Below are 12,002 nucleotides of genomic sequence, written 5' to 3' on the forward strand. Positions count from 1 at the left end.
TCGCCGGCCATTTCCTTTTTCCGTCGCTAGACCCCAAGGTGCAACCGTGACGACTGCCTGGATCAGCGACCATGTGAAGGCCATTGCCGGGCAGCCCGCCAACCAACTGCCGTTACTGACCTCCGGTGAGGTCCAGCGGCCCCGGTCTGACCTGTATTATTGGGACATGTGGGCCGTTCAGGATACGAACGGTGACATTGCGGATGTGAATGGGCGCGAGTTCTGGATGATCCTGGCCGCGCCCGACAATGGCGATCCAGGCAGCCGGCACTTCTCGGCGAAAATCCATCTTCTCGAACGGCTGGATGGCAAATGGACCGACTTGGGGCCAGTATTGCCGGACTTTGGCGGCCCGTACGAACGTGAGTGGTCGGGTTCGGCACTATGGCGCGATAACCGTTTCACGATGTGGTTTACCGGTGCAGGCCTGCACAGGACGCCCGGCGGCTACCAGCAAGCGCTTTTTGAGGCGACCGCCGCGTCGGACGCGGATGGTCTGCCGCAAGACTGGAGCCAGCCCCGTCCGATCCTGACGGAACTGACTAAAGACTATATCGCCGCAGACTCGCATGAAGGCGAGGCTGGCCGCATAAAGGCTTACCGCGATCCCGCCTATTTCCGGGACCCTGCAGACGGGCGCGAGTATCTGGTGTTTACCGCGTCACACCCCGCTGGCGACAGTGAGTTCACAGGTGCAATTGGCATCGCGGAGAAAGTCGGCTGGGATTGGGAACTGCGTCCCCCCATTATTCATTCGGGCGGCGTCAACAATGAATTGGAACGCGCGCACATCGTCCATCATGAAGGAATGTATTTCGCATTCTGGGCCACGCAATCCAGCACGTTCGCGCCGGAGCTCTCTAACGCCCCGACCGGCTTGTACGGTATGATGGCGGAAAATCTTCATGGCCCCTACAGGCCATTGAATGGTTCCGGGCTGGTCCTGGCAAATCCTACCGAACGACCATCGCAACTTTACAGTTGGTCCGTCACTCGCGAATTGCTGGTTTCCAGCTTCGTAGAATGCATAGACCATGACTGCAGCGAGTTCGCCGGCGCGCCCTCACCGCTGGCCCGATTGTCGCTCGACGTGAAAGGGGGCAAGGCAGCGCTGGTGGGATTGGAGCCAAACCCATGAATGAAAAATTGTTTGGCGGTATCGAGGCAGGGGGAACAAAATTCGTTCTTGCTGTCGGCACGAGTCCGACTGAGATCCTCGCGTCGCAAACCATTCCGACACGCGGACCGAGCGAAACGCTGGCCGAGTCATTGACGTGGTTCGAGCAGCAGGGTTCGCTGAAATCAATCGGGATTGCCAGTTTTGGCCCTGTAGAACTCGATCGAAATTCCTCGCAATGGGGGCATATCCTCGACACCCCGAAAGAAGGCTGGTCGAATTGCGATCTGGCGGGATTTTTCAGCAACAACCTTGCAATCCCGGTCGGTTTCGAAACGGATGTGAACGGGGCCGCTTTGGGAGAATATCATTTTGGAGCGGGCAAGGACAGCAGTGCCCTGACCTATGTCACGGTGGGCACCGGCATAGGCGGCGGCACCGTCATCGATGGCCGGCTCATCCATGGCGCAGGTCACCCGGAGCTTGGCCACATGTATCCACGCCGCGACGCGGCTGACCGGGAATTCGCAGGCAAGTGCCCGTTCCATGGCGATTGCCTCGAAGGCTTGGCCAGCGGTCCGGCCGTAATGGCCCGTTGGGGATCGACCCTGTCGCAGCTGCCGCAGGATCACGAAGCGCACGAGTTAGTCGCGGGGTATCTGGCGCAGATGTGTCACAGCGTTTTCGCTGCGATGGCGACGCAGACGATTGTCTTAGGCGGAGGCGTCATGAACACGCCGAGGCTTCTCGACCGTGTGCGTGTCCGAACAAAGGCGCTTGGCGCCGGCTACCTGCCTCGCGAAAGCGACAGACAGATCGTTCGGCCCTCACTGGGCGACGGGTCCGCGCTGTCAGGAACGATGCTCATCGCGGAACAGGCCCACAACACTACGCGTTCCAAGATCGACGATGCGCGTGCCCATTGAGCGCGATTTCCGAACGCGTCTTCGTTCGATCCAATTTTAAATTAGCAGTCAGTTTTTGGTCAGCCCGAACCCGTGGTCTATCTTTCGGCCAGATTTTCCGAAAGGAAAGACTATTGGGACTGCAATTGAATTTTCAGTCTCGCAAAGCGGCGCGGAACAGCGCCGTTTCTGGCCATGCGGAGCAAGAAAAACAAGCCAAAACAATAAGTTATCACTGTTTGGTGCGGTCGAGAAGACTCGAACTTCCACGGCCTTTCGGCCACAACGACCTCAACGTTGCGCGTCTACCAGTTCCGCCACGACCGCACACAGTCAGGACGGCGAAAACGCATTGTCCTGCGGGGTAGGTGCGCGCCCTTAGCAACGCGGTGATGCTCCTGCAAGCGCGCGATGCATAAGATCTGCGGTGCCGACAGTCCCGCTTGTGGACACCCTTACCGGGGTGTTTGCAGGAAGGGTAAATACTGCGGCAACCATGCTGCATGTCCACGCTCGCCGCCCTCCTACTTGCCATGCAGGCAGCACCGGCCCCCCAGGCCGATGTTCCCGTGCGCAGCGAGCCGGCCGTGGCAAGCGCCCGGATCGGGGTCGCCATCGTCAGGCCAGCGGCTATCCGCGGCGGCAAGGCCGAAGGCGAGACGGCGCAGCAGGCCCGGCGCACCGAGAGCGGCGGCCGGATCCTGTTCGAGTTCGAGTAAGCGCCACTCGCTTGAGTGAGTGTCAGTCCGGCATCCAGCCGATTTCGGCGAAGGCGGCTGCACGCGGCACATCGGCAATCGCCTGGTTGATGCTGACGCTTTCACCGGGCGCTAGGCTGCGCTGCGGGGCGTAAAGCACCTTTTCATAGACGATGCGTTCGCGCTGGTCGCGCAGCACCAGGCGGATGGGCGGCACGTCCTGCGCCTCGCCGCCGATATTGGTCACCGTTCCGCTGACGCCGAAATAGGTCCCGCCATCTGCCTGCGGACGCCGGTCCTGCTGGTCGGGCGGGAAGTCCAGTCGCAGCGAATCCTTTTCCGCGGCGAACATCGGGCGGCTGACCGGCACCCATTCGGGCAGGCCGAAATAGCTCACCGCAACGACCGTGCCGACCGCGAGGAAGGCGAAGACGGCGGCCGCAAGCGTCCAGAGCTTCAGCGGGTTGCGGCGACGGCGGAAAGGCGGCGCAGCGTCGAATTGCGAAGGCGATGTCTCGGGCGGCGGCGGCGCGGGCCGAGGCTGGCGCGGCGCGTCCTCCGGCACGGGCGGGGGATCGTCGTCCGGGATCGCCTCGCGCGCGGTGGCATGGTTTGCCGGCGCAACATCGCCCGCCTCGCTGGGCGGGGGCGCTGGCTGGGAAGCAGGCTGTGGAGCCACTTCGCTCCGGGGCTGCTGTGCCGGTTCCTCGCGCTCCGGAAGCTCGGGCGGGTCCTGGTGCCAGCTGTGCCGGCACTTCGCGCAGCGGACCGTCCGGCCTTCAACGCCGACGGCGCTGTCTGGCACGACATAGCGCGTGCCGCAGGCAGGACAGGAGATAATCATTGCAGGCGAGAGCCTAAGCACCCATCCCGGCCTGCAACAAGCCTGCACGGACCAACTGCACGCCAGTCCGTGGCTTTTTTCCACATCGAACAGCCGCTATAAGCCGCGCACGGGGTCGCAATGGCGCCCCAACGGGGCGATAGGGGACGGATGATTTCAGCGGCGCACGATGAACGGGCGGGCGAGCCCCGCGAGAGCAGCATCGTGCAGTTCGACAATGTCGGGCTGCGCTATGGCGCCGATCGTGAAGTGCTGAGCGATGTCAGTTTCACGCTTTATCCGGGCAGTTTCTACTTCCTCACCGGGGCCAGCGGCGCAGGAAAGACCTCGTTGCTGAAGCTGCTGTACCTGGCGCAGCGGCCGAGCCGGGGCGTCATTTCCATGTTCGGGACGGACGTCATCACCCTGCCGCGCGGCCGCCTGCCGGGTTTTCGCCGCCGCATCGGGACGGTGTTCCAGGATTTCCGCCTCGTTCCGCACCTCTCAGCCTTCGACAATGTGGCGCTACCACTCAGGGTGTCGGGGGTGGCGGAGAAGGACATCAGCAAGCCGGTGAGGGACATGCTGGACTGGGTTGGCCTGAGCGAGCGGCACGATGCGCGCCCCGCAACGCTCTCTGGCGGCGAGCAGCAGCGCGTCGCCATCGCGCGTGCCGTGATCGCCCGGCCCGAAGTGCTGGTGGCGGACGAGCCGACCGGCAACGTCGATCCGGACATGGCGCTGAAACTGCTGCGCCTGTTCGAAGCGCTGAACCGGCTGGGCACGACCGTGGTGGTCGCGACCCACGATGTCCACCTGCTGAAGAAAGTGCCCAATTCGCTGATCATGCGGCTGGACAAGGGGCGCCTGTCCGATCCCACCGGCGCGCTGCGCTATCCGCCTCGGCGGGAGCCGCGCTGATGGCTACCGGCAAGGGACTGGGCGCCGGTTTCGGCATCCGCCGCCGCGGCGGGCTTCGCTTCGGCGGGGACGGCATGGGCGGCAACCGCGCGCGGCTGGGCGGGCCGATGCCGTGGGTGCTGGCCATCATGGTTGCGCTGACGGTGATTGCAGCCGCAGCCGGCCTCGCGCTCGCCAATCTGGCCGACAATGCCCGCAGCGAAATCAGCGGCGGCCTGACCGTGCAGATCGTGGAAGGCGCACCGGCTGCGCGCGACCGGCAGGCCGAAACCGCGCTCGCCATCCTGCGCAACCGAGAGGATGTGGCCGAGGTGCGCCGCGTGCCGGAGGCCGAACTCGACGCGCTGATGGAGCCCTGGCTGGGCGAGGGTTCGCTGACCGGGGCCGATGCCATTCCCACTCCCGCGCTGATCGACGTACGGCTCGCTGGCCCGGTGACGGAGCAGCGGCTGGAGCAGGTCCGTAGCGCGCTGGCAGAGCAGGTCCCCGCCGCCCGGGTGGACGCGCAGGCCGGGTGGCTTGCGCCAGTTTTCGATGCCATCCGCTCGCTGCAATTGCTGGCCGTGGGGCTGGTTGTCCTTTTGGCGCTGACCAGCGCGGCGGCGGTGTGGCTGGCAGCCCGCAGCGCGCTTGGCGCCAATCGCGATACGATCGAGATCGTCCACCTGCTGGGCGGGACGGACAGCCAGATCGCGCGGATATTCCAGCGTTCCATCGCGGTGGATGCGCTGGTGGGCGGCATCATCGGCCTGCTGCTGGGCGGCGGCGCGGCGCTGCTGCTGGGCGCGCAGTTCTCGCTGCTGGACAACGGCATGGTGGCTGGCGGCGGCCTGCAACCGCTGGACTGGGCCGTGCTCGCCATCATCCCGCTTGCCGGTGTCGGCATCGCCATCCTGACCGCGCGCTACACCGTGCTGTCCGCGCTGAGGAAGATGCTGTGATCCGCCGCCTGTTTGCCCTGCTCCTGGTCGTGTGGCTGGGCGGTTTCGCCTGGTTTGCCATCGCCTTGCCCACTGCGGCCGGGGCGACGAAGACCGACATCGTCGTGGTGCCCACCGGCGGTGGCGGCCGGATCGATCGCGGGCTGGACGTCGTGCGCGAGGGCAATGCCGAGCAGCTGCTGGTCAGCGGTGTGGACCGCGATGTGCGCCGCATCGAATTCCAGACCGAATTCGATGTTGAGCCGGAGCTGATGGAATGCTGCGTCATCCTTGGCTTCCGGGCATTGGACACGCGCGGCAACGCGCGCGAGACCGCCGAATGGGTGGAGGAGGGCGAGTACGAGTCCCTCCGCCTGGTCACCAGCGACTGGCACATGCGCCGCACCGCGGCAGAGCTGCGCCGGGTCCTGCCGGCAGGCGTGACCGTGGTCGAAGACGCCGTGGAGACGGAGCCTTCGCTGCGCATCCTGTTCCTGGAATATCACAAGTTCCTCGCCAGCGCGCTGGACCAGGGCTGATGGCTTTCCTGCGCTCGCTCACCTTCTATTTCGCTTTCTATATCGGTTCGATCCTGTTCACGGTCGCCGCGCTGGTGACCCTGCCGCTCTCGCCCCGCCGGTTTCGCCACGTCCCCACAGCCTGGTCCGGCTTCCACCGCTGGTGCGTGCGATATTTGCTGGGCATCCGCGTGGTGGAAGAGGGCACGCGGCATGACGGACCTGTCCTCTACGCCATCAAGCACGAGGCGTTCTTCGAGGCGATCGACATGCCGCACCTTTTCAGCCACCCGGCTGGCTTCGCAAAGGAAGAGCTGTTCCGCATCTTCGGCTGGGGCAAGGTCGCGCGGCGTTTTGGCCTGATCCCGGTGGAGCGCGATGCCGGTGCACGGGCGCTGCGCTTCATGATCCGCGAAGCGAAGGAGCGTTCCGAAGAGGGCCGCCCGCTGGTGATCTTTCCCGAAGGCACCCGCATCCCCCACGGGGAATGCCCGCCGCTCCGTTCCGGGTTTGCCGGTATCTACAAGATGCTGAAACTGCCGGTCGTGCCGGTGGCGGTGAACAGCGGGCCGCTATACCACCGCCCGATCAAGCGCTCCGGAACCATCATGATCCGCTTCGGGGAAGTGATCCCGGCCGGATTGCCGCGTGAGGAGATCGAGGCGCGGGTCCATTCGGCCATCAACAGCCTGAACGACTGACTATTCGTGATCGCCGCGCCCGAAATCGGGCCGCGCATCGTCCTGCCCCTGTTCGATGATGGAACGCCGGATGGCGCGCGTGCGGGTGAAAAGATCGTGCAGGGCATCGCCGTCCCCCCGCCGGATCGCGCGCTGCAGCGCGGTCAGGTCTTCGCTGAAGCGGCCCAGCATCTCCAGCACCGCATCGCGGTTGGACAGGAAGACATCGCGCCACATGGTCGGGTCGCTGGCCGCAATGCGGGTGAAGTCGCGGAAACCGCCCGCGGAATACTTGATCACCTCGCTGCGGGTCACTTCCTCCAGGTCCGATGCCGTGCCCACGATGGTATAGGCGATCAGGTGAGGGATGTGGCTGGTAACGGCCAGCACCAGGTCATGATGGGCCGCATCCATGATGTCGACCGTGCTTCCCAGCGCTTCCCAGAAGCCGCGAAGCTCGGCCAGCCTGGCATGGTCGCAGCCGTCGGGCGGCGTCAGGATGCACCAGCGCTGGTGGAACAGGCTGGCAAAGCCGGCGTCCGGGCCGCTCTGTTCCGTGCCCGCAACCGGGTGGGCGGGAATGACGGTGTGGCCGGGCAGCACGCGCTCCAGTTCCTGTGCCACGCCCTGCTTGGAGGATCCGACATCGCTGACGATGGCATGATCCGCCAACCCCGGCTTCATCGCGCTGGCGGCCATTCCCATGGCGCCTACGGGCACGCACAGGATAACGAGGTCCGCGCCCCGCACGGCATCCACGATATCGTCGCACACCTCGCCGACCAGCGCGCGGTCGCTTGCACGGCTGCGCACCTCCGGATCGGCATCGAAGCCGCGGGTCTGCACGCCGGGAAGGTGCTCCGCCACGGCAAGGCCGATGGAGCCGCCCAGCAGGCCCAGCCCGATGATGGCGACGCTGTCGATGCTCATGCGGCCTGCTCCGCCAGCCGGCGCAGCGTTTCGGCGATGGCGTCCATGTCCTGCGCCGTGCCGATGGTGATGCGCAAGCCATGCGGCAGGCCCTGGCCCGGCAGGTGGCGTACGGCATATCCGGCATCGGCCAGGCCATCCAGCGCGGCGGCGGCATCCAGCGCACCTTCGAACAGGACCAACACGAAATTGCCTTCGCTCGGCAGCACGCGCAGGCCATGGTTGGACAGGCCTTCCATCACGGCCACGAAACGCGCGCGCTCAGCGGAATTGTGCTCGCGGCTGGCGCGCACGAAGGCCGGATCGTCCAGCGCTGCCATCGCGGCCAATTGCGCGGTCATGGGAACGTTGAAGGCCCCGCGCAGGCGGTTCAATGCATCGACGATGCCGGGCGCACCGGTCGCCCAGCCCACGCGGTCCCCGGCAAGGCCGTAAGCCTTGGAGAAGGTCCGGCTCACGATCACATTTTCATGCGCCTGCGCCAGGGCCAGCCCGCCATCGTCATCGCCCGGCTCCAGATATTCGGCATAGGCCTGGTCCACCACCAGCAGCACGTCCGGCGCAAGGGCGGCATGCAGCCGCGCGACTTCGGCGGCGGGCAGGAAGGTGCCGGTTGGATTGTTCGGGTTATCGAGCAGGACCACGCGCGTTCGCTGGGTGACGGCAGCCAGCAGATTGTCGACACTCGCCGCGTAATCCGCAGCCTCGGCCATCACGGGCACGGCGCCGACCTTCTGCGCCAGCAGCGGATAAAGCGAGAAAGCGTAGCGCGAGAACAGCACCTCGTCCCCCGGCCCGGCATAGGCCTGCACGGCGCAATGCAGCAGCTCGCCCGAGCCGGTGCCGCACACCACGCGCGCGGGATCGAGGCCGTGCACTGCGGCGATCTTCTCGCGCAGCGCGGCGCTGTCGGGATCGGGATAGCGGTCCGGCGATGGCAATTCGGCGCGGGCGGCGGCGGCCAGCGGGCTGCAGCCCAGCGGATTTTCGTTGGCCGAAAGTTTCACCAGCTCGCGCCCGCCCGCGCCTTTCGAACGGCCGGGGACGTAAGCATGGATCTGTTCGATCCAGGGCTTCAGGACAGGACGGGTGTCGGTCATTGCGGGAACAGGCCATAAAGAAGTGCGGTGCTGCGACAAGCTTGAGCCGAGCGAAGACAAGAGATTTTTCTATGTACCGCGCGCCCTGAGCTTGTCGAAGCACCGTTTTTTGTCTTTGTGGGTGGGGATGAACACTGCGGCCACCAATTCCGTCAACCTGCCAGGTCCGCTGCCGCTCGACAGCGGGCGCGAGCTGGCAGGCGTGGAGGTCGCGTATGAGACCTATGGCGCGCTGAATGCGGCTCGCGATAATGCCGTGCTGGTGCACCATGCGCTGACGGGCGACCAGCACCTGGCCAGCGCCCATCCCGTCACCGGCAAGCCCGGCTGGTGGGAACGCATGGTCGGCCCCGGCAAGCCGATCGACACGGACCGCTTCTTCGTGATCTGCCCCAATGTCATCGGCAGCTGCATGGGCTCGACCGGCCCGGCCTCGCCGGCTGATGATGGCGCGCCTTACGGCATGCGCTTCCCCGTCATTACCATCCGCGACATGGTTCGCGCGCAGGTCGCCCTGCTGGACGTGCTGGGGATCGACCGGCTGCATGCCAGCGTGGGCGGATCGATGGGCGGGATGCAGGCGCTCAGCCTCGCCGCCAACTGGCCGGGGCGGACGGGGCGCGTCCTCGCCATCGCCACCACGGCGCGGCACTCGGCGCAGAACATCGCGTTCCATGAAGTCGGACGTCAGGCCATCATGGCCGACCCCGCCTGGCAGGGCGGCAATTATTACGGCTCGGACAGCAAGCCGGAAAAGGGGCTGGCGGTGGCGCGGATGGCGGCACACATCACTTACCTTTCCGAAGCCGGCCTGACGGACAAGTTCGGGCGCGAATTGCAGGACCGGGACGCGAAGAGCTTTGGCTTCGACGCCGATTTCCAGGTGGAAAGCTATCTGCGCCACCAGGGCATCAGCTTCACCGACCGTTTCGATGCCAACAGCTATCTCTACATCACGCGCGCGATGGATTACTTCGATTTGGCCGATGAAGCGGGTGGATCGCTGGCACAGGCCTTTGCCGGGGCCGAAGGGACGCGTTTCTGCCTCGTCAGTTTCGATACGGACTGGCTTTACACAACATCCGACATGCGCGCGGTGGTCCATGCGCTGAACGCCGTGGCCGCGCCGGTCAGCTTCGTGGAGCTGAGTGCGCCCTATGGTCATGACAGCTTCCTGCTGGACGTCCCGGAGCTTGACCGCGTGGTGGAGGGCTTCCTGTGAGCACGCTGCGCCCCGATCTGGCCAAAATCGCGCGCCACGTGCCGGACGGCGCGCGGGTGCTGGATGTGGGCTGCGGGCCGGGCGATTTGATGGAGGTCCTGCGCGACAGCAAGGGCTGCGATGCGCGCGGGCTGGAAATCGATCCGGCGCAGGTGGCCGCTGCCGTGGGCAAGGGGTTGTCCGTGGTGCAGGGCGATGCGGCGCGCGACCTGGCGGACTATCCGGACGGCGCCTTCGACGTCGCCATCCTCAGCCAGACTTTGCAGACGGCAGAGCGGCCGGACCTGCTGCTGCAGCAATTGCTGCGCGTCGGGCGGCAGGCTTTCGTCAGCTTCCCGAATTTCGCTTACTGGCGGATGCGCGCCGCACTGCTGTTCAAGGGCCGCATGCCGGTGACGCGCCACCTGCCCGTCAGCTGGTACGAAACGCAGAATATCCACCACGTCACGGTGGATGACTTCCGCGAGCTGGTAGCCATGCTCGGCATCAGAATCGACGATGCCTGGTACTTCACCCGAGAGCGCGAGATCGGCGGCGCACAGGCCAATTTCCGCGCCGAACACGCGGTATTCCGGCTCAGCGCGAAATAGGCCTCACGCCTTCAGCCGTTCCGCGTGCCAGGCCACGTGGTCGGCGATGAAGGTGCTGACGAAGAAATAGGAGTGGTCGTAGCCCTCCTGCATGCGGATCGTCGCGTCGATCCCGGCATCGCGGCAGGCGTCGGCAAACAGGTGTGTCTTCAGCTGGCCTTCAAGCCATTCGTCCGCCGTGCCCTGGTCCACCAGCACTTCGCCGAGCCGCGCGCCGTCCTCGATCAGGGCCACGCTGTCGTATTCGCGCCAGGCAGTGCGATCCTCGCCCAGATAGCCGGTCAGCGCCTTGTCGCCCCACGGGCAATTCAGGGGGCTGACGATGGGCGCAAACGCGCTGGTGGAGCGGAAGCGGCCGGGGTTGCGCAGGGAAACGGTCAGCGCGCCGTGGCCGCCCATGGAGTGGCCGGAGATACCCTGCCGGTCCATGTCGACGGGGAAATGCTCCGCCACCAGCGCGGGCAGCTCCTCCTCGACATAATCGCGCATCCGGAAATGCTCGGCCCACGGCTCCTGCGTGGCATTGACGTAGAAGCCTGCGCCCTGCCCGAAGTCGTAATCCTCGTGATTGGGGACGCCCTCACCGCGGGGCGAGGTGTCTGGGCAGACGAAGATCACACCGTGCTGCGCGCAGGCCTGCTTGTACTCGCATTTGATCATCGCGTTTTCGTGCGTGCAGGTAAGGCCGGACAGCCACCAGATGACCGGCAGCTTCTCGCCCGGCGCGTGGTCGGGAATATATATCGCAAAGGTCATGGGCGTGCCCGTGGCCTTGCTGTCGTGCTTCCAGACCTCCTGTTCGCCCCCGTAGCAGCGCGATGTCGAGACGTGTTCCATGGGATGATCCTCAGGCGTAAATGACGGCAAGGCCGAGCAGGTTGTGGCCGATGATTGGCAGGACAATGCTGCCGGTTCGCAAACGCATGTCCGCCAGTATGGCTCCGGCAAACAGTGTCACGGCCAGCGTGATGGGGCTGAAATCGATCGCCCCCGTTCCGCCCGGCGTGACAGCATGGCCCAGCGCAAAGACGAGCGTGGCCAGCACGCTGCCCCAGACCAACGCGCGCTTTCCGCCGATCCCGGCGGCGAACAGCCCGGTCAGCAGGCCGCGATAGAGGATCTCCTCCTCCAGCCCCGGCAGCGTCAGATGGTACGCCCAGGCGGCGGGCACGGGCATGGTTTCGAACTGCAATCCGCCGAGCACCGCGCCCAGCAAGGCGAGCACCGCAACGCCTGCCAGCGCCATCGGCACGGAGCCGGGCGCCTGCTTCAGCGTCAGGCCCATGGCCTCGCGCTCCAGCAGCTCGCTCCGGCCAAGCCGGATGGCGAGGGCGACCATGGCGAGCCCCGCGCCCAGCTGTGCCAACCGGCTGGTCCAGCGCGCATGCACCAGCAGTTCGCCGATATTGTCCGGGAGCGTGGCGTATCCGACGAGGGAGTAGACCGTGTAAGCCGCAATCCCGGCCAGGATATAGCCCCAGCGTATCGTGCTCTTCTGCGTGACCGCCAGGCCCAATGCGACCAGCAGCACTGGCGCAAACCAGGCCAGCAGCAGCGCGCTGTTCAGGACTTCCATTC

Annotated in this window: 14 protein-coding genes and 1 tRNA gene; 9 read left to right on the forward strand and 6 right to left on the reverse strand. The window is 65.6% G+C overall.

Features of this window, described 5'->3' with window-relative positions; all coding sequences use genetic code 11:
* Window positions 1–46 precede the first annotated feature (46 nt).
* Window positions 47–1,138, forward strand: coding sequence for a glycoside hydrolase family 68 protein (locus A6F65_RS03650; RefSeq protein ID WP_067786091.1), 1,092 nt, complete (start codon window positions 47–49; stop codon window positions 1,136–1,138).
* The gene (locus A6F65_RS03655) at window positions 1,135–2,043 is read left to right on the forward strand and encodes an ROK family protein (protein ID WP_067786092.1); all 909 of its coding nucleotides are present in this window, start codon (window positions 1,135–1,137) and stop codon (window positions 2,041–2,043) included. Before A6F65_RS03650 ends, A6F65_RS03655 begins: the two co-directional genes overlap by 4 nt.
* Window positions 2,044–2,262: 219 nt before the next feature.
* Here A6F65_RS03655 and A6F65_RS03660 read toward each other — a convergent pair.
* Window positions 2,263–2,349: transfer RNA gene (locus tag A6F65_RS03660), tRNA-Leu, on the reverse strand.
* A 176-nt stretch (window positions 2,350–2,525) separates the two neighbouring features.
* On the opposite strand from A6F65_RS03660, the gene A6F65_RS03665 reads away from it, so the two are divergent.
* The gene (locus A6F65_RS03665) at window positions 2,526–2,741 is read left to right on the forward strand and encodes a hypothetical protein (RefSeq protein ID WP_157093041.1); all 216 of its coding nucleotides are present in this window, start codon (window positions 2,526–2,528) and stop codon (window positions 2,739–2,741) included.
* Window positions 2,742–2,763: 22 nt separating this feature from the next.
* Here A6F65_RS03665 and A6F65_RS03670 read toward each other — a convergent pair whose 3' ends face one another.
* Window positions 2,764–3,564: an MJ0042-type zinc finger domain-containing protein gene (locus A6F65_RS03670; protein WP_067786094.1), complete on the reverse strand. Its 801-nt coding sequence runs from the start codon at window positions 3,562–3,564 to the stop codon at window positions 2,764–2,766.
* Window positions 3,565–3,714: 150 nt separating this feature from the next.
* Here A6F65_RS03670 and ftsE point away from each other — a divergent pair, with 150 nt between their 5' ends.
* From ftsE to A6F65_RS03690, 4 genes are read left to right on the forward strand one after another with little or no spacing between them, the layout of a single operon-like run.
* Entirely contained in the window at window positions 3,715–4,464 is a 750-nt protein-coding gene (gene ftsE / locus A6F65_RS03675; RefSeq protein ID WP_067786096.1) for a cell division ATP-binding protein FtsE, read from the forward strand.
* Window positions 4,464–5,405: a cell division protein FtsX gene (locus A6F65_RS03680; RefSeq protein ID WP_157093042.1), complete on the forward strand. Its 942-nt coding sequence runs from the start codon at window positions 4,464–4,466 to the stop codon at window positions 5,403–5,405. The genes ftsE and A6F65_RS03680 overlap by 1 nt, the downstream gene beginning before the upstream one ends.
* Window positions 5,402–5,923, forward strand: coding sequence for a YdcF family protein (locus A6F65_RS03685; protein WP_067786098.1), 522 nt, complete (start codon window positions 5,402–5,404; stop codon window positions 5,921–5,923). The genes A6F65_RS03680 and A6F65_RS03685 overlap by 4 nt, the downstream gene beginning before the upstream one ends.
* The gene (locus tag A6F65_RS03690) at window positions 5,923–6,603 is read left to right on the forward strand and encodes a lysophospholipid acyltransferase family protein (protein WP_067786099.1); all 681 of its coding nucleotides are present in this window, start codon (window positions 5,923–5,925) and stop codon (window positions 6,601–6,603) included. The genes A6F65_RS03685 and A6F65_RS03690 overlap by 1 nt, the downstream gene beginning before the upstream one ends.
* On the opposite strand, the gene A6F65_RS03695 is transcribed toward A6F65_RS03690, so the two are convergent.
* Both A6F65_RS03695 and hisC read right to left on the reverse strand, forming a co-directional pair.
* Complete coding sequence (locus tag A6F65_RS03695) at window positions 6,604–7,512, reverse strand: prephenate/arogenate dehydrogenase family protein (RefSeq protein WP_067786103.1); 909 nt, start codon at window positions 7,510–7,512, stop codon at window positions 6,604–6,606.
* Window positions 7,509–8,612, reverse strand: coding sequence for a histidinol-phosphate transaminase (gene hisC / locus A6F65_RS03700; protein ID WP_067786105.1), 1,104 nt, complete (start codon window positions 8,610–8,612; stop codon window positions 7,509–7,511). Before hisC ends, A6F65_RS03695 begins: the two co-directional genes overlap by 4 nt.
* Before the next feature lie 127 nt (window positions 8,613–8,739).
* Between hisC and metX the strand changes: the two genes are divergently transcribed.
* Entirely contained in the window at window positions 8,740–9,834 is a 1,095-nt protein-coding gene (metX, locus tag A6F65_RS03705; protein WP_067786107.1) for a homoserine O-acetyltransferase MetX, read from the forward strand.
* Window positions 9,831–10,424, forward strand: coding sequence for a methionine biosynthesis protein MetW (gene metW, locus A6F65_RS03710; protein WP_067786109.1), 594 nt, complete (start codon window positions 9,831–9,833; stop codon window positions 10,422–10,424). Before metX ends, metW begins: the two co-directional genes overlap by 4 nt.
* Before the next feature lie 3 nt (window positions 10,425–10,427).
* Here metW and fghA read toward each other — a convergent pair whose 3' ends face one another.
* Entirely contained in the window at window positions 10,428–11,261 is an 834-nt protein-coding gene (gene fghA, locus A6F65_RS03715) for an S-formylglutathione hydrolase (RefSeq protein WP_067786111.1), read from the reverse strand.
* 10 nt (window positions 11,262–11,271) lie between these two features.
* A complete protein-coding gene (locus A6F65_RS03720; protein ID WP_067786113.1) occupies window positions 11,272–12,000 on the reverse strand; it encodes a CPBP family intramembrane glutamic endopeptidase in 729 nt (242 codons plus the stop codon).
* Window positions 12,001–12,002: the final 2 nt, after the last annotated feature.

The sequence above is a fragment of the Paraurantiacibacter namhicola genome (genome assembly GCF_001687545.1).
Taxonomy (GTDB): Bacteria; Pseudomonadota; Alphaproteobacteria; order Sphingomonadales; family Sphingomonadaceae; genus Paraurantiacibacter; species Paraurantiacibacter namhicola.